The following is a 16,077-nucleotide window of genomic DNA, read 5'->3' on the forward strand; positions in this document are numbered from 1 at the left end:
TTCCCGGGGCGGTTCAATCGAAGAAGCAATACGGGGCCTCCCTGCAACTGAGCGGCTGGCAGCCAGGCAGTCCCGAAGTAAGCCGCTGCTGATATCCCTGCATGACTGGTTAGTGGAGAAAAGCGCCACTCTGTCGAAAAAATCCCGTCTGGGCGAAGCGTTCGCTTATGCCCTGAACCAGTGGGATGCGCTGTGCTACTACTGTGATGATGGCCTGGCAGAGCCTGATAACAACACAGCCGAACGAGCCCTTCGTGCCGTCTGTCTTGGGAAAAAGAATTTTATCTTCTTCGGCAGCGACCACGGCGGTGAGCGCGGAGCCCTGCTGTATGGTCTTATCGGAACATGCAGGCTCAATGGTATCGATCCGGAGGCCTACCTTCGCCATATCCTGAGCGTACTGCCGGAATGGCCCAGCAACAAAGTGGCGGAACTGCTGCCATGGAACGTGGTTCTTACCGATAAATAACCGTCAATACGGCGCTCGTTTAACGCTTACACATTCCGGCGGTGATCGCGTTGCGTATTCTGGCGGAACGTGAACGCTATTTCTGGTTTTGCGTGAACGCGTATTCCGGCGGAAAATACCCCGATTTTGCACCATGACCAGAATCACTGTTCATTTTGCCAGAATCGGTGTTCACCCGACCGGAATTGCCGTTCACGTTGCCAGAATCATTCTTAACGCATTGATTTTTGATGCTATATCTATCCCTTTTATTCCAGGGTGTGATATATGCCAAACAAGAGAATCGCAATGCATAAAATCCATGAAATTTTAAGGCTGCGTTTTGAAGTCGGCCTGTCCTTCCGCCAGATAAGCCAGTGCGCAGATGTCAGCACGGGTGCCATCCAGAAAATGCTCAAACGACTTGAAGCCGCTGGGATCTCCTGGCCACTTCCGGAAGGAATGTCAGAGCCCCTACTTGCCAGTCTGCTTTATCCTGAGTCTGACAGTCGTCCTGGCGCGCTGGAGGATCCCGACTGGGCTGAAATCCATATGGAGCTGCGTAAAAAGGCGTCACCCGCCACCTGCTGTGGGAGGAATACTGCCAGAGGATGCCGGTTCGGGCGTACAGCTACTCGCAGTTCTGCTGCCGCTACCAGACCTGGTGCCAGTCACAGAAACGCTCCATGCGCCAGCAGCATCTTGCCGGTGAAAAATGCTTTATCGACTATTGTGGACCCACAGTGTCGGTTATCTCACCTGAGACGGGTGAATGCCGGCAGGCCCAGATCTTCGTGGCGGTGCTGGGCGCATCAAACTACACCTTCGCGGAGGCTACCTATACGCAGTCGCTGTCAGACTGGCTTCTCAGCCACGTCAGGATGCTGGAGTTCTTCGGTGGAGTCCCCGAAATCCTGGTTCCGGATAACCTGAAAAGCGGGGTTAGCAAAGCCAGTCGTTACGATCCCGAACTGAATCCCTCCTATCAGCAGCTGGCTGAGCATTATCAGGTTGCGGTGATACCTGCCCGCCCCAGAAAACCCAGAGACAAGCCGAAGGCGGAAGTTGGCGTTCAGATCGTCGAACGCTGGATCCTGGCCCGGCTCCGTCACCAGGTCTTCTTCTCGCTTGCTGAGCTGAACCACTGTATCCGTACGCTGGTAACCGGGCTCAACGAACGTCCCTTCAAAAAACTGCCGGGCAATCGCCGTGAGGCCTTCGAAAGGCTGGACAAAACTGTGCTCAGGCCATTACCGGTGCAGCAGTGGCGCTACCGGCACATCAAAAAAGCGAAGGTGAATATCGATTATCACGTGGAATATGAACAGCATCACTACTCAGTCCCCCATCAGCACGTCGGTAAAACGGTGGAGCTTCATGCCTTCGACAACCTGCTTGAAGTCTGGTCTGACGGGCAGATGATCGCCAGTCACCCGCGGCGTCTTCATCCGGGCAACAGTACGGCAGCAGAACATATGCCGGAGCGCCATCGTCATCATCAGCAGTGGACGCCAGAGCGGCTGAAAAGCTGGGCGGCCGGTGTGGGCTCCGACACCTTCACGTGGGTCAGCGAGCGTCTGGCTGAAAAAGCGCATCCGGAACAGGCCTATCGCCTGTGTCTGGGGCTGCTGAGCCTGACGCGTGAATATCCTTCTGAGCGCGTCAATAACAGCTGTCGGCTGGCCAATGCAGAGGGGTTAACCCGGCTGAAGCAGATAAAGTCGATCCTGAAGAATAACCGCGACCTGGTTCCGGCGGACAAAGATCTGCACCCGTCCCGGGAGCTTCCTCAGGAACATGAAAACATCCGTGGCCCACGCCACTTCCACTGAAACAAGGGATCCGATAATGCCACATACGCTGATGAAACAGCTGACAGAAATGAAACTGACGGGAATGGCGGCCGCGCTGTCCTCACAGATGGAGCAACCCGGCACTTACGAAGAGCTCTCCTTCAGGGAAAGACTGGCGTTGCTGGTCACGCGCGAATCACTCGAAAGGGATCAGCGTAAACAGAAACGTCTGCTACAAAAAGCCCGCCTGAGGCTTGAAGCCTCGGTCCAGGACATCGACTACCAGCCAGCGAGAAACCTGGAACGTTCTCGGATCGCTCAGCTAAGCCAGAACGAATGGGTGGTCAGGGGGCAGAACCTGCTGATAACCGGCCCCTGCGGTTGCGGCAAAACCTATGTGGGCTGCGCCCTTGGCAACAACGCCTGCCAGCAGGGTTACAGCGTACAGTACTGGAGACTGAACCGGTTGCTGGTTGAACTGACGCACAGCCGCGCAGACGGTAGTTACCGAAAGCAGCTGGCTCAGCTGTCAAAAACGCAGCTGCTTATCCTGGATGACTGGGGCCTTGAGCCGTTGCTGCCAGCGCAGCGTAACGATCTGCTGGAACTGATGGATGACAGATACGGAAAGAACGCCACGGTGATGATAAGCCAGCTGCCAACGGATGAGTGGTATGGCTGCGTTGGCGATAACACGCTGGCAGACGCGATCCTTGATCGTCTGATGCATAACTCCCACCGGCTGGAAATGAAGGGTGAGTCGATGAGAAAACGACTGGCACAGGTTGACTGAAAGTGAACGGTCGGTGTAATAAAAAGAAGTTAGGGCGCGTTAGGGAATAACGCGTTCACGTTCCTCCGGAATAACCGTTCAACTTCGCCAGAATACGCACGCGTACTTAATCAGTAGCCGTAACATCATAAACCCTCACTAATCCTGTAAGTTAACTTGCCCTGCACCGACCTATCTCCCCAGCGCAATCCCGGTTTCGCGGTGTCTGTTACGGCCGTATTTTCTCATTTCTCGTCAGCCACAGTGAGGCTCTTTCAAGAGCTGGGTTGTATGAAAACGACAAAAACACAGCCGACAATAATTTACAAAATAACTTGTTGACCCTGTATTTACTACAGGGTTTTTAATACACATCAACAGGTGAGACGGCGATGACGCCGGTATCACCAGATGACCAGATGACCAGATAACCCAAGGAATATGACCATGAAAAACATCAAACTGCTTGCTGCTGCCGGTATGCTCTCCGTAGTTTCTTTCTCCGGCTTCGCCCAGTCCGTCAGCGTTACTGCTGACACCCTGAACAACGCGGAAGCGAAAATTGCCGCTATCGCCCAGGAATCCGGTGCTTCGTCCTACCGCATCACCAGTGCAGACCAGAAAAACGTTGCCCGCGTGACTGCAGTACTTGATAAGTAATCCGGGACGGTATTACCCTGAACCTGAGCAGTAAACGCGTGAGATGGTCGCAGAGGGAACTGCCGGACTGACTGCCACTATAGTGGGGGTCACCTCCGGTTCCGCCGGCGACCTCACATGCGGACACACCCTCCAGGACAACCCTATCCCTGTTGTCCGTTTTCCTTGATGACTGTTTTAGTCAGGTTACCCCCAGGTAGCCTTTTTTTTTGTCCTTATCCCACCAGAAAAAACAGCGTAAGGGTGTTGACCCTGTATGAACCACAGGGTTTTTAATACACATTAACAGGTGAAACGGCGATATCTGATGAAGAGGAATATACAGATGAAAAAATTTAGCGTGACTGCAGTACTGATTCTGACTGGCATGCTCTCATCCGGAGCTATGGCAACCTCGTTCCTGCCGGAAACTTGCTCGGATATGGACATCTCTGTCCGGACAGACTATGTCAACCATGAAGACGTGAGCCACGTCTTTGACTGTCAGCCAGTGATCTGATGTAAAAAAACGGTCGGATTAATTTTCCTTTTAAGTGCGTTAGTGCCTTTGAATTTTTTTCGGGTCCAGAACTTCACCGCGGTCAGACCCAGCGGGAGCCCTGATGTCGTCACTGCCAGGCTCGAATGCATCAGGATCCCACAATTGACACCTGCATCATTCCCCATCTTGATTAGGTGTGATTGCCTGCAAATCCTACTGCATCAGGGTTATCCCGGTGGTAGCCAAATGTTGTGGTGTCCTGAAGCAGTAGAATCTTCTCACCTTGCAGCGCATATATCCTTTGACTGGTAGCCTCGGAATGTCCCTGCAGCAGGTGCTGCTCATCAATCCTGTCACTGGAAAGGAACCGGTAAGCGGCTTTTGTTGCTGCATTATCCTGGCAGGCAAAAGGGAGGCTGTTGCCCATCCCCCGCCAGAGTTTTTGCATGAGACTTTTAAAACGACTGGCACGGCGGCGATCGCTAAAGACAGAAGAATTAATTTCCTCATCGAGCCATGAAAGCGAAGTCTGTTCCTGATTAATCATTCAACCATCCCTGAAAGTAATTTAGCTGATTATCATAATGATTACCTTAATATAATTGTGGGTAGTTGCAAGTCTCGCTGGACGCTTACAATTAACCCAATTCGCTTGATACATCAGATTGATTCCCTCCCTGAAAACAGTGCCGGTCTAAACGGAAGTCTCCTGTCTTACAACCAGCAGAAACACGGTGCATAGGGCCAATCCATGGTATAAGCAGTCAGTCTGAAAAAAAAAGTCTTGACCCTGTAGCCACTTCATGGTTTTTGATATGAACTGGATTCGTACTTAGTGCAGCGGTAAACAAATACCTCATTATTTTCTGCCATTTTCCCTTCGTGTTACCGCGTATATTGATATCAGGCAAGCTAAAGGAATTACCTGAATGAGAATAGTTACACTCGTAATATCTGCTGTAGCTTTGATGCCGGGAGTTACAGTCCCTAATGCGATAGCCGGTTTTATTGAAGACAGTAAGGCCAATCTCACACTCCGCAATTTCTATATTAATACAGATAATCGCAGTGGGGACGGGTTCAGTAAACAGGAAGAATGGGGACAGGGGTTCATCCTCAATTACGATTCAGGTTATACTGAAGGGCCAGTGGGATTCGGACTGAGCACTCTGGGGCTACTGGGCATCAGACTTGACGGAGGAGGTAAAGCAGGCTCACCGGCGTCAGGTCGGCAACCCGGTACAGTATTTCCGCTAGACAATGATGGCAGAGCGGTTCATCAGTTCGGTAGCCTGGGGGTTACCGGCAGGGCAAAAATATCTGATACGGAACTCCGTTATGGAACGCTTCAGCCCAAAAATCCCGTCGTTATATACAACGATGCCCGCCTTTTGCCCATGACATATCAGGGAGGACAAATATCATCAACAGATATCGACGATCTGAGTCTGACCGGCGGCGTTCTCACACATACAAAAGGACGTAACTCCACAGATATGCGCGGAATGTCCATTGCCGGAGCCAATGGAAGTGGTCCCACTTCACGGAGCAGTAATCGTTTTTATTTCGCCGGTGGTGACTATACTCTTATGAAAGACATGACTCTCTCATACTATTACGGTGAGCTGGATAATTTTTACAGACAAAACTATATCGGACTGGCACATAACCTGAAAATCGTTTCCGGGAACCTGAAATCAGATATTCGTATATTCATCAGCGATGCAGACGGAAAGAACGGAAGTGCTGCAGGACGGAGTGCCGGATATGTAAGTACTGGTTATTACGGAAATAATCGCACAAAGGGAGAAGTGGACAACAATGTTTATAGCGGTCAGTTGACATGGTCTTCTGGAGGTCACAGTGTGAGCAGTGGTTATCAGTGGCTGACGGGGAAAAGTGACTTTCCATATCTGAATCGTGGTGATGGAGAAGGAACAAGCACCTGGTTAATTACTGATGCACAATTGCTAAAATTCAGCAGGGCGGGGGAGCGAACCTGGCTGGCACGGTACGCCTATAATTTTGCTGATGCAGGGCTCAAAGGGCTGAATCTAAGTATCCTCTATCTGAACGCCGATAATATTGATACCGGGAATGGGCGAAAGGGGGAATGGGAACGGGATATTGCCCTGAGTTATACTATCCCCGAGGGAATACTTAACGGACTTGGCATCTCCGTAAAAAATGCCACAATGCGCAGCGCTCTGCCTGACACAAGTAGAAAAGGCTCTGCTGGACAGCGTGACCAGGATGAAACCCGGGTTACAGTCAGTTATACCCTTCCTCTTCTCTGATATAGTGTTTCCGGTCTGTTGTGCTGTTGAGCAGGACAGACCGGAATGACGTTCGCAGGCAGCAGAAGATTTATATCTGGCTGTCAGTCCGGTAGTTATTTCTGTCCCGGTTCTCCACTCAGGTCCGACTTAAAACATATCGTTTTTACTGCCATTTAAATAAAGAGTAGCCTTGCATGTCATTATTATCAGTTTTAAAGTATCCGGATCCCAAATTGAAGATCATTGCAATGCCCGTCGAACATATTTCACCGATAACCCGGCAATTTATTAAGGATATGATTACCACTATGTACGGTACATCCAGTGTAGGTTTAACAGCAACCCAGGTTGGTGTTCACCAAAGGATTGCTGTAATTGATGTCCCTGAATCGCTGGTGCAACCAATAGTATTAATTAATCCGGTAATTGCTGAGAGTAAGGAAGAAAAAAATATCACTGAGGAAAAATGTCTTTCTATACCAGGAACCAGTCGTTTTGTATACCGTGCAGAGAAAATAAATGTCACCGCTCTTGATGCTTTTGGGAATACAATAAATTTTAGTGCAAGTGGTACTCTCTCGATCTGTATACAGCATATGATAGACCATATGAACGGGATTCTATTAACTAAGAGCCTATCTCAATAGGACTTTATTCCAGACGATAAGACCACAGGCAAAATGCAACATAGCCTCGTAATTTTCGGCCTTCTTTTTCCATCGGGTCAGAACCCGGCGAAAGCGATTCATCCAGCTATGAGTCCTCTCAACGCCCCAGAGAGGGGCTTTGAAGTCCCTGTTTTTACTGGCGTCAGACTCCTCTTTACGGGACTGAATATGTGGCTCGTAACGGCGACTCTGCAGATACGTTTTCAGCCATCCAGCTTCGTAACCTTTGTCCAGACAGAGCCTGAGTTTCCCCCCGGATGCCCCGCCTGAAGGGCATCGAGCGTATCCGCAACCAATTTGATGTCGTGCGTGTTCGCTGCTGCGACGACCAGCGACAGAGGAAGCCCCCTGGCGTCCGTCAGCAGGCTGCGCTTTACACCTTGTTTCCCTTTGTCCTTAGGATTGCGACCTGTTTTTTGTTCCTGACAGCGGCGATTTGGTCATACAACCGTCCATCGACAACCAGGACCAGTCAATGCTGTCCAGATGCTCGCAGGCAAGCAAACCGTTCTGCCAGAAGCGCTCAAAAATGCCTGAATCGTGCCACTCCTTAAAGCGCCGGTGTGCAGAACTCGATGAACATATCCCGGTGGCGTTCAGACAACCAGTCCTGAGGAAGAAGAATATGGCATCCATGGCAGCGCGGTTATCAACGCGTTTCCTGTATGTATCGAGTGGATGGCTGGTTTTGTGCTCAGGGATACCCGGTCATTTTTTTAGGCTCGATGCAGAAAAACAATGAAGTTTCAATTTTATCATTGCAAGCCTTTCATTCACTAAAACTCCTCGGCCAATCCGAAACTGGTGACTGTAGTAATTTCTTACAGGCTAAGACTTGCAGTAACTTGAAGGTAAGGGGGAGGATGATAAAAATTCATGAAGATCGCACTGAAATAATTCATTAAATCGGTTATTGAGTTGGATTGGCGCAAAATAATTAAAAATGTCTTTAAAACATAGCGTTATCCATTGAATAACATCAGACCACTAAAATGGCCTGATGTAAAGGATGCTAATACCTATCTCAGGCATCAATAGTGATATCACCGGCAGGAATGCACTGGCATGTCAAACATGCACCCTCATCAGAGGGTTCCACACCATTCAGATGCTGCACGTTCCCGGCAATCACCTTAGTTGAACAGCTTTCACATTGTCCAACACGACAACCACTAGGCATTTTAATCCCAAGTTTTTCTCCAAAATTCAGCAGAGTACCTTTATCCGTGGTCCAGATCTCTTCTCTTCCTGATTTTGCAAAAATTACTTTATGACGTAATGAGGGATCATTATTTATTTTTGTCGGAGAACGAAATATCTCGTAGAAAATAGCAAATGCAGGTACACCTCTCTCCTGAAGCCCTCGGGATATCGCATCCATCATAGGCTGCGGACCACACATGTAATAACGAGCATTATTCTCAATAAGATATGCCTCGACATCTCCCGCACCAACATAACCAGCTCTATCATAATCCAATCCTGGAATATCACAGTCGAGGGGCTGGTTGTAGATATTAATTACTTTAAGCCTGTCAATAGACGCATTTAGCTCCGCAATTCTTTTCTTAAACGCATGTAGCCTACTATTTTGATTAGCATAGAAAAGCCAGATTTCCGGACCTTCCGCTTGGGGGTTAATAGACTCCAGATAGGAAATGAATGGAGTAATTCCAATACCGCCAGCAAATATTACGACAGGCTGGACGGCATTGAGCGGGACAATGAAATTCCCCCCAGGAGGCGTAAGTTCAACATCCTTGCCTATCTGCAAATGCGTGTTTATGTAGGATGACATTATTCCTTCTACATATTCACCTTTCTCATCAGTCGCTTTCTGATGACGGACAGAAATGGAATAGGTTTTACGGTCATGAACAAACGCAGGGCCTGTCAGCGAATACGCCCGGGTAACGATCTCTTCAGAATCGCTCATCGGACAACAGCTAACAGTGATATGCTGGCCCGGTTCATAATCAGGTAAGTAGCCTTCACTATTCGATTGGAAGGTAACTGTCGTAACATTATCTGCTTCTTTTTTCAGTTCAATGACTTTGAATGTTTTACGACCTTCCCAGGGGCGTCTTATCAGCTCAAAATCATTCAAGCGGCGAATGCGGCAGCGGAATGAACGCAAAGGTAAAGCACCGCTGACTGGATCATAGCTATCACCGCTGATTAAGCTATTGTAATTGCTACTGTACTCACCTTTAACCGGGTATGAAGGTTTGCCAAAATCAGGACAAGCCTGCCACCACCCAAACTCAGCAATTACAGTTTCATGAGAGAGTTTGGCTTCCACTTTTGCTCTAAATCGAGCAAGACCTGCTCTCGTTTCAATTTCTACCCAATCCCCCGTCTTGATACCTTCTTCGTCAGCCAGAGCTGCCGAAATGTCTACCGTTGGATAAGGTGCTTTTTTTCGTAGGCTAGTCAGGCTTCGATGTTGGCTATGACAGAAGAATCCGCTTTTAACGGATGTCAGCATTAGTGGATAATCAGGATCGTTGCGCTGGTATTCTTGCGGCTGTACATACTCAGGTAAAGGATTGTAACCATAGCGATGAAGGATCTCAGAGTAAAACTCTGCACGTTTTGTTTCTGTATTGAAACCTGCCAGATATCCACTATTTGGGTCTCTGAAAGCATATTTTCTGACTTTATGCTCAAGCGGGATATCGTAACCTTCTGGCTTATTTCTGAGCATCTCAACAGTCAAACCTAATGGTTCTAGTTGATAATTCCAGGCTGCCTCAATATTGCCGTCGAAGAACGCTTCATTCATTCCTAACCGGCATGCAAGATCGAAAACAATCTCAAGGTCGGAACGGCTTTCACCGCGCGGAGAGACCATTTTTTTTCTCAACTGAATGTGGTCCTGAGCAGCAGCACTACTTTCAAACCCGGTTCTTAGGCCTTCGCGCTCCCAGGCAGTGTTTACTGGCAGAAGGATATCAGCATACTTTGATGTAGGCGTTTCAAACAAATCTACATGGGCATAAAACTCAAGTGCCTCAAGCGCCTGTTGTCCGAGAGAAGTATCACTTTGTGAAAGTAATATGTTGGCACCAAAGCCAATTAACCCGCGAATTTTATAGGGTGTACCTTCTAATACTGAATGCCAGATATCCTGAGAATGAACCCAACCTTGTGAAGGCGGCCCGATAGGCCTTTCTTCAAGACCTAATGCTTTATCCCATTGTGATTTTGGCATCAGTGTCGGTGAATTAACCACATTCACCGGGTGGCTGGCATAGATTCGATTACATCCTTCCTGATCGAAACAACCGGTTAAAGCATACAGTGTCGCAATCGCACGTTCTGTTTGGGTGGCATTAGTGTGTTGTGCCACTCCAGACCAACTGTGGTAGGCGATTTTCTTGGCCCCGGCAATCAAACTCGCAGCGGCTTCAATTGATGCAACAGATACCCCGGTGATACGGCTTACGTTTTCTGGGTCATAATTAGCCAACATATCTTTAAAAGATGAAAACGCCGTTTGGCAGGAAATTTTTGCACCATCAGCTATTGCAACTTCAACATTACCCTCAAGTGCAGCTGTAGGCGTCAGCGTTTCTTCAGTTCGAGTCTCGGAATCGATAAATGTGACTTGCTGGTTGTGTTCGTCCCAAACTGTATAGCGATTACTGATGGCAAGTGGGTTAATATCTTTTTCCCGAAGAAAATAACCATTATCATTTCGAACCAACAAAGGACCATTAGTCCAGTTTCGAACAAACTCATGATTAAACAGGTTTCTTTCTACCAGGAGATGGCTTAACCCCAAAGCTAATGCACCGTCAGTTCCAGGATTGACATCAAGCCAGGCATTTGCTTCTTTCGCTAAAGGTGTCGGGCGAGGATCCACGACGATCAGTTTTGCACCGTTATTTCGACCAGTACCAATCGCACTAGCCTGGGCAAGCCAAGTATTCGCGGGGTTATGCCCCCAAAGAAGGATAAGATCGGCATGGGAATAGTCAGCAACAGGGATGCCGCAGCCAAAGGTCCATCGATGTGCAACGTCTTTATGCCAGTTACATATTTCAGTTCCATAGCTGGTGTTTGGGCTGCCATAGATACGAACAAATCGCTCTAACCATTCAATTGCATCGCTGAGGGGGGTACCGCTTGGGCTCGTAAAACCGAAAGCGACAGATTCAGCTCCGTTCTCTCGTTTAAATTTTTCCAGTTGTCCGGCTATCGTTGACATAGCCTCTTCCCAACTTATACGTTTCCAGCCCGGGTTCTCGGCACCTTTAGGATGGGTTCTCTTCATCGGGTACAGAATTCTATTTGCGCTGTCCACCAGCTCAGGTGCCGCTTTGCCCTTCATACACATGGCCTTACCATTAGGGAAGGTGCGAACAAGTTCCTGATATGAGATCATCATATTCATCCGGAGCGCATCCCAGAGGGACATCATGAGCCATCAACTCACCTTCGCCGATAGTGAATTCAGCACTAAGCGCCGTCAGACCCGAAAAGAGATTTTCCTCTCCCGCATGGAGCAGATTCTGCCATGGCAGAATATGACCGCTGTCATCGAGCCGTTTTATCCCAAGGCGGGCAATGGCCGACGGCCCTATCCGCTGGAGACCATGCTGCGTATTCACTGCATGCAGCATTGGTACAACCTGAGCGACGGTGCCATGGAAGATGCCCTGTACGAAATCGCCTCCATGCGCCTGTTTGCCCGATTATCCCTGGATAGCGCCCTGCCGGATCGCACCACCATCATGAATTTCCGCCACCTGCTCGAGCAGCATCAACTGGCCCGTCAATTGTTCAAGACCATCAATCGCTGGCTGGCCGAAGCAGGCGTCATGATGACCCAAGGCACTTTGGTGGATGCCACCATCATTGAGGCACCCAGCTCTACCAAGAACAAAGAGCAGCAACGCGATCCGGAGATGCATCAGACCAAGAAAGGCAATCAGTGGCACTTTGGCATGAAGGCCCACATTGGTGTCGATGCCAAGAGTGGCCTGACCCACAGCCTGGTCACCACCGCGGCCAACGAGCATGACCTCAATCAGCTGGGTAATCTGCTTCATGGAGAGGAGCAATTTGTCTCAGCCGATGCCGGCTACCAAGGAGCGCCACAGCGCGAGGAGCTGGCCGAGGTGGATGTGGACTGGCTGATCGCCGAGCGTCCCGGCAAGGTAAAAACCTTGAAGCAGCATCCGCGCAAGAACAAAACGGCCATCAACATCGAATACATGAAAGCCAGCATCCGTGCCAAGGTGGAGCACCCGTTTCGCATCATCAAGCGGCAGTTCGGCTTCGTGAAAGCCAGATACAAGGGGCTGCTGAAAAACGATAACCAACTGGCGATGTTATTCACCCTGGCCAACCTGTTTCGGGTGGACCAAATGATACGTCAGTGGGAGAGATCTCAGTAAAAACCGGAAATAACGCCAGAAATGGTGGAAAAAATAGCCTAAATAGGCTGATTCGATGTGTTTGCGGGAAAAAAATCGGCCCAGATCCGCGAAATTTTAATCAGCGAGTCAGCTTGGGAAGAAATGACCTGCTTATTCGCACCTTCCCTAGGACTGTTCTGGAAGTCAATTTCAGATCAATCGCAGCACATGATAATCGACGAGCACGAACATATTCACCCAGCGCAACACCGGTCGTCTGTTTAAACAAACGTTGAAAATGCCATCGTGAATACCCAGACTTCTCAGCAATAAATTCTACTGGCAAGGTTGTATTCAATGAACTTTCAACCCACTGCAAAATATCTTTGACAACACTTTCAGAATATTTCCTGGTGTCCATTCTCTCCCCCCAAACCATATTCTATGAATATATTCAAACCAGAATACGGTCTCTGAGTCTGTCATCCATGAAGAACTCAGGGACCCAACTCTTTATTTTCGTAATAACCTCAGGCCATTTGCCACAACCAGAAGACTGGCACCAACATCAGCAAATACAGCCATCCACATAGTTCCCATTCCCATGAGCGTGAGTACAAGGAATACGGCTTTAATACCTAGAGCGAGGCTGATATTTTGCACGAGTAAGCTGTACGTTTGTCGGGATAATTTTACAAAGGCTGGGATTTTACGCAGGTCATCATCCATTAAGGCTACATCTGCAGTTTCAATCGCCGTATCAGTACCCATTGCGCCCATAGCAAAACCGATATCAGCTGCAGCCAGAGCCGGTGCATCATTGATACCATCACCAACCATCCCAGTGATTCCAATCCGTGAATGCTCTTCAACTGCACGATGTTTATCTTCTGGCAATTGATTCCCTCGAGCCTCATCGATTCCAACCTGAGATGCGATTGCTTTAGCTGTATGTGGGTTATCACCAGTCAGCATAATAGTTTTAACGCCAAGTTCATGAAGTTGTTCAATCGCTTCACGGCTGCTGTTTTTAACAGTATCAGCAACAGCGAACAACCCAAGCACTTGCTTACCATCATTGAGTAAAATAACTGTTTTACCCTGGCTTTCCAGCCTTTGTACTGTTGCTTTAATCTCTGATGGACAATTAAAGTGTTCTTCAGTCAAACGCAGGTTACCAAGGTAAAAATCCTTACCTGTAATCGCGCCATGCACACCTCGCCCAACAATCGCTTCAAAGCTGTCAACATCCTGCTTTTTCAAATCAGCAGAAGCATTCACAATTGCCAGTGAAACAGGGTGATCAGAGTAACTAGCGAGACTAGCTGCAGTAGTACGAACTTCACGCTCGCTCCACCCATTGAATACCATTACGTCGGTTTGTACTGGTTTCCCATAGGTAATAGTTCCTGTTTTATCCAGCGCAAGGGCTTTTAGCTTACGTCCCTGCTCAAGATAAACACCGCCTTTAATGAGAATCCCTTTGCGAGCAGCTGCAGTAAGTCCACTAACAATCGTTACTGGCGTAGAAATAACCAGGGCACATGGACACGCAATGACAAGCATAACTAAAGCTTTATAGATCCACTCCTGCCATGTTCCTGCCCCAAACAATGGTGGCAATACAGCAACCGCAACAGCAATACCCATAACGACGGGGGTATAAATCTGGGAAAAGCGGTCAACAAAACGTTGTGTAGCTGCTTTGGCGCCTTGCGCCTGCTCAACGGCATGAATGATGCGAGCAAGGGTTGTATTATTTGCAGCTGCAGTGACTTTATATTCAAAAGAGCCTGACTGATTTATTGTTCCAGCAAATACAGCATCGCCCGCAATTTTATCGACAGGCATACTTTCACCTGTAATTGGAGCTTGGTTAATGGTGGTTTGGCCTTTGACGATTTCTCCGTCGAGACCAATTCGTTCACCTGGTTTTACCCTGACAATACTGCCCGGTTGTACGCTACTGGCGTCAACTTCCTGCCATGTTCCATCAGCTTGTTGGACCATTGCAGTTTCAGGAGTCAGGTTCATCAGGGAACCTATTGCATTTCTGGCTCTATCAAGTGATTTGGCTTCTATCAGCTCGGCAATGGTGAATAACACCATAACCATCGCCGCTTCTGGCCACTGCCCAAGGACCAAAGCCCCAGTAACGGCAATACTCATTAGTGCATTGATATTCAAGTTGCCATTGCGAATCGAAATCCAACCTTTTTTGTAGGTTGTCAGACCACAAGAAAGCACTGCTATCAAAGCCAACCCAGCTTCTAGCCAGTCAGGCATATCAGCCCAGTGCATCACTTCGGCTGCAAGAGCAGCTACGCCAGCAAGAGCTAATGGCCACCAGGGCTTTTTTTTCTCCTGGGTATTTTTCTTGCCGCTAGTATTATCAGAGACTTCTGGCGCGAATCCCAACGAGCGAATTGCAGCCATGATAGCTTCAAGCGAATCCGGTGTATGGGTTACAGTCAAAACACGCTGCATCAGGTTGAAATCAAGCTCTTTAACAGCGCTCATTCCACCCAGTTTCTTTTTGATAAGATTTTCTTCAACAGGACAATCCATCTGCATAATGCGAATTTCTGTCCGTAATCCACCAGCCACAACCTGCGAGCCCCCTAGGCTACTCAATTGTTCTGGAGCAGCGGAGCAACAATCCCCCTCATGGCCGTGATCGTGGCCTTCATGAGAATGCTCTTGCGCGGCATGAGCATGGTTACATCCCTTATGATTATGCTCATCATGCGAATGCCCTTCGCCGCCATGGCTATGGGCATCATGATTATGGCCTTCATGGTTATGGCCTTCATGGTTATGACCTTCATGGGAATGATCATCACTGCATTTCTTGTGATTATGAGCCTGCTGATCATGTGCATGATCATTTGCTTTATGTGATTCACCAGTATTCTTAACCCGGAGTCCTGTCCCTAAATTGAACGTTTCACAGCAACTAGCCGCTTCGTCTCCTGCAGGGTTTTTGCTATTTTTTACACCACCACTCATTTTCATTGCCTCATCTGTTAACTATACTGACGATTAAAGACCCTAATCTAACTAGAGGGTCAAGCGCATAAGGGGGGAGGCATGAAAATTGGTGAATTGGCCCGTAAGGCGGATTGTCCGGTGGAAACTATTCGGTACTATGAGAAAGAAGGATTACTTCAGGCTCCATTAAGAGATATTGAAAATAACTATCGCCGTTACAACAATACTCATCTGGAAAAGTTATTATTTATCCGACGCTGCCGCTCTCTTGATATGACCCATGAGGAAATACGTGCATTGCTACTGGCAATGAATAATCACGGTAAAGACTGTGGCCCCATTGATGCAATAATCAGTGCCCATCTCACTCATGTTCAGCATCGTATTAAAGAATTAATAGCCCTGGAAATACAACTCAAAGAACTTAATAACTATTGCAGCTCAGACCGGAGCGTGGACGAATGCGGGATAGTACAGAAATTGACTGCTGATGAAGAGAATGGTGATCTTCCTTTAACCGTACCAACTGACCACTTGGGGGGTGTGCATTAGTGGTGTGCGCTTATAAGTTGATTAGACTGATGGCGTAACACAAGCCCATACAGCTTTGTGCTACGCC

The 16,077-nt window shown here is 48.4% G+C and carries 11 protein-coding genes and 3 pseudogenes; 9 read left to right on the forward strand and 5 right to left on the reverse strand.

Annotation, left to right across the window (positions count from 1 at the left end; genetic code table 11):
- Positions 1-13 precede the first annotated feature (13 nt).
- From WC7_RS0124680 to WC7_RS26800, 5 genes and pseudogenes are all read left to right on the forward strand, one after another.
- Positions 14-469: pseudogene (locus tag WC7_RS0124680) on the forward strand (transposase); the annotation flags it as partial.
- Positions 470-736: 267 nt separating this feature from the next.
- Positions 737-2,280, forward strand: a pseudogene (istA, locus tag WC7_RS0124685) (IS21 family transposase).
- Between the two features lie 13 nt (positions 2,281-2,293).
- Positions 2,294-3,034, forward strand: coding sequence for an IS21-like element helper ATPase IstB (istB, locus tag WC7_RS06455; protein WP_269150626.1), 741 nt, complete (start codon positions 2,294-2,296; stop codon positions 3,032-3,034).
- Between the two features lie 426 nt (positions 3,035-3,460).
- Positions 3,461-3,673, forward strand: a complete 213-nt coding sequence (locus WC7_RS06450; protein ID WP_016154425.1) for a YdgH/BhsA/McbA family protein — start codon at positions 3,461-3,463, stop codon at positions 3,671-3,673.
- 307 nt (positions 3,674-3,980) lie between these two features.
- Complete coding sequence (locus tag WC7_RS26800) at positions 3,981-4,172, forward strand: hypothetical protein (protein WP_045890344.1); 192 nt, start codon at positions 3,981-3,983, stop codon at positions 4,170-4,172.
- A 172-nt stretch (positions 4,173-4,344) separates the two neighbouring features.
- On the opposite strand, the gene WC7_RS0124690 is transcribed toward WC7_RS26800, so the two are convergent.
- Positions 4,345-4,701 carry an IS4/Tn5 family transposase DNA-binding protein gene (locus tag WC7_RS0124690; RefSeq protein ID WP_016154428.1) on the reverse strand — a complete coding sequence of 119 codons (357 nt, stop codon included), beginning with the start codon at positions 4,699-4,701 and terminating at the stop codon, positions 4,345-4,347.
- A 382-nt stretch (positions 4,702-5,083) separates the two neighbouring features.
- On the opposite strand from WC7_RS0124690, the gene WC7_RS06445 reads away from it, so the two are divergent.
- Complete coding sequence (locus WC7_RS06445) at positions 5,084-6,451, forward strand: OprD family outer membrane porin (RefSeq protein ID WP_016154429.1); 1,368 nt, start codon at positions 5,084-5,086, stop codon at positions 6,449-6,451.
- Between the two features lie 176 nt (positions 6,452-6,627).
- The gene (gene def, locus WC7_RS06440; protein ID WP_016154430.1) at positions 6,628-7,080 is read left to right on the forward strand and encodes a peptide deformylase; all 453 of its coding nucleotides are present in this window, start codon (positions 6,628-6,630) and stop codon (positions 7,078-7,080) included.
- On the opposite strand, the pseudogene WC7_RS26425 reads toward def, so the two are convergent.
- Both WC7_RS26425 and WC7_RS06435 read right to left on the reverse strand, forming a co-directional pair.
- Positions 7,069-7,803, reverse strand: a pseudogene (locus WC7_RS26425) (IS5 family transposase). The gene def and the pseudogene WC7_RS26425 sit on opposite strands and share 12 nt — an antisense overlap.
- Before the next feature lie 322 nt (positions 7,804-8,125).
- Positions 8,126-11,527 carry a molybdopterin-dependent oxidoreductase gene (locus WC7_RS06435; RefSeq protein ID WP_050566848.1) on the reverse strand — a complete coding sequence of 1,134 codons (3,402 nt, stop codon included), beginning with the start codon at positions 11,525-11,527 and terminating at the stop codon, positions 8,126-8,128.
- Here WC7_RS06435 and WC7_RS06430 point away from each other — a divergent pair.
- On the forward strand, positions 11,526-12,506 hold the full coding sequence (locus tag WC7_RS06430) for an IS5-like element ISKpn26 family transposase (protein WP_000019441.1): 981 nt from the start codon (positions 11,526-11,528) through the stop codon (positions 12,504-12,506). The two genes, WC7_RS06435 and WC7_RS06430, sit on opposite strands and share 2 nt — an antisense overlap.
- 100 nt (positions 12,507-12,606) lie before the next feature.
- On the opposite strand, the gene WC7_RS26805 is transcribed toward WC7_RS06430, so the two are convergent.
- Together WC7_RS26805 and WC7_RS06425 are read right to left on the reverse strand one after the other, a co-directional pair.
- Entirely contained in the window at positions 12,607-12,906 is a 300-nt protein-coding gene (locus tag WC7_RS26805) for an AraC family transcriptional regulator (protein ID WP_071601782.1), read from the reverse strand.
- A 74-nt stretch (positions 12,907-12,980) separates the two neighbouring features.
- A complete protein-coding gene (locus tag WC7_RS06425; protein ID WP_016154432.1) occupies positions 12,981-15,476 on the reverse strand; it encodes a heavy metal translocating P-type ATPase in 2,496 nt (831 codons plus the stop codon).
- An 81-nt stretch (positions 15,477-15,557) separates the two neighbouring features.
- Here WC7_RS06425 and WC7_RS06420 point away from each other — a divergent pair, with 81 nt between their 5' ends.
- Positions 15,558-16,010, forward strand: coding sequence for a Cd(II)/Pb(II)-responsive transcriptional regulator (locus WC7_RS06420; protein ID WP_009654812.1), 453 nt, complete (start codon positions 15,558-15,560; stop codon positions 16,008-16,010).
- Positions 16,011-16,077: the final 67 nt, after the last annotated feature.

Source organism: Citrobacter sp. KTE151, assembly GCF_000398845.1.
In the GTDB taxonomy this organism is placed as follows: domain Bacteria; phylum Pseudomonadota; class Gammaproteobacteria; order Enterobacterales; family Enterobacteriaceae; genus Citrobacter; species Citrobacter braakii.

Coding starts and splice junctions, on each gene's coding strand:
- WC7_RS06425 (WP_016154432.1), bottom strand. CDS start 15,476: ATGAGTGGTGGTGTAAAAAATAGCAAAAACCCTGCAGGAGACGAAGCG.
- WC7_RS06420 (WP_009654812.1), top strand. CDS start 15,558: ATGAAAATTGGTGAATTGGCCCGTAAGGCGGATTGTCCGGTGGAAACT.
- WC7_RS06435 (WP_050566848.1), bottom strand. CDS start 11,527: ATGATGTCCCTCTGGGATGCGCTCCGGATGAATATGATGATCTCATAT.
- WC7_RS06450 (WP_016154425.1), top strand. CDS start 3,461: ATGAAAAACATCAAACTGCTTGCTGCTGCCGGTATGCTCTCCGTAGTT.
- WC7_RS26800 (WP_045890344.1), top strand. CDS start 3,981: ATGAAGAGGAATATACAGATGAAAAAATTTAGCGTGACTGCAGTACTG.
- WC7_RS0124690 (WP_016154428.1), bottom strand. CDS start 4,701: ATGATTAATCAGGAACAGACTTCGCTTTCATGGCTCGATGAGGAAATT.
- WC7_RS06445 (WP_016154429.1), top strand. CDS start 5,084: ATGAGAATAGTTACACTCGTAATATCTGCTGTAGCTTTGATGCCGGGA.
- WC7_RS06430 (WP_000019441.1), top strand. CDS start 11,526: ATGAGCCATCAACTCACCTTCGCCGATAGTGAATTCAGCACTAAGCGC.
- def (WP_016154430.1), top strand. CDS start 6,628: ATGTCATTATTATCAGTTTTAAAGTATCCGGATCCCAAATTGAAGATC.
- WC7_RS26805 (WP_071601782.1), bottom strand. CDS start 12,906: ATGGTTTGGGGGGAGAGAATGGACACCAGGAAATATTCTGAAAGTGTT.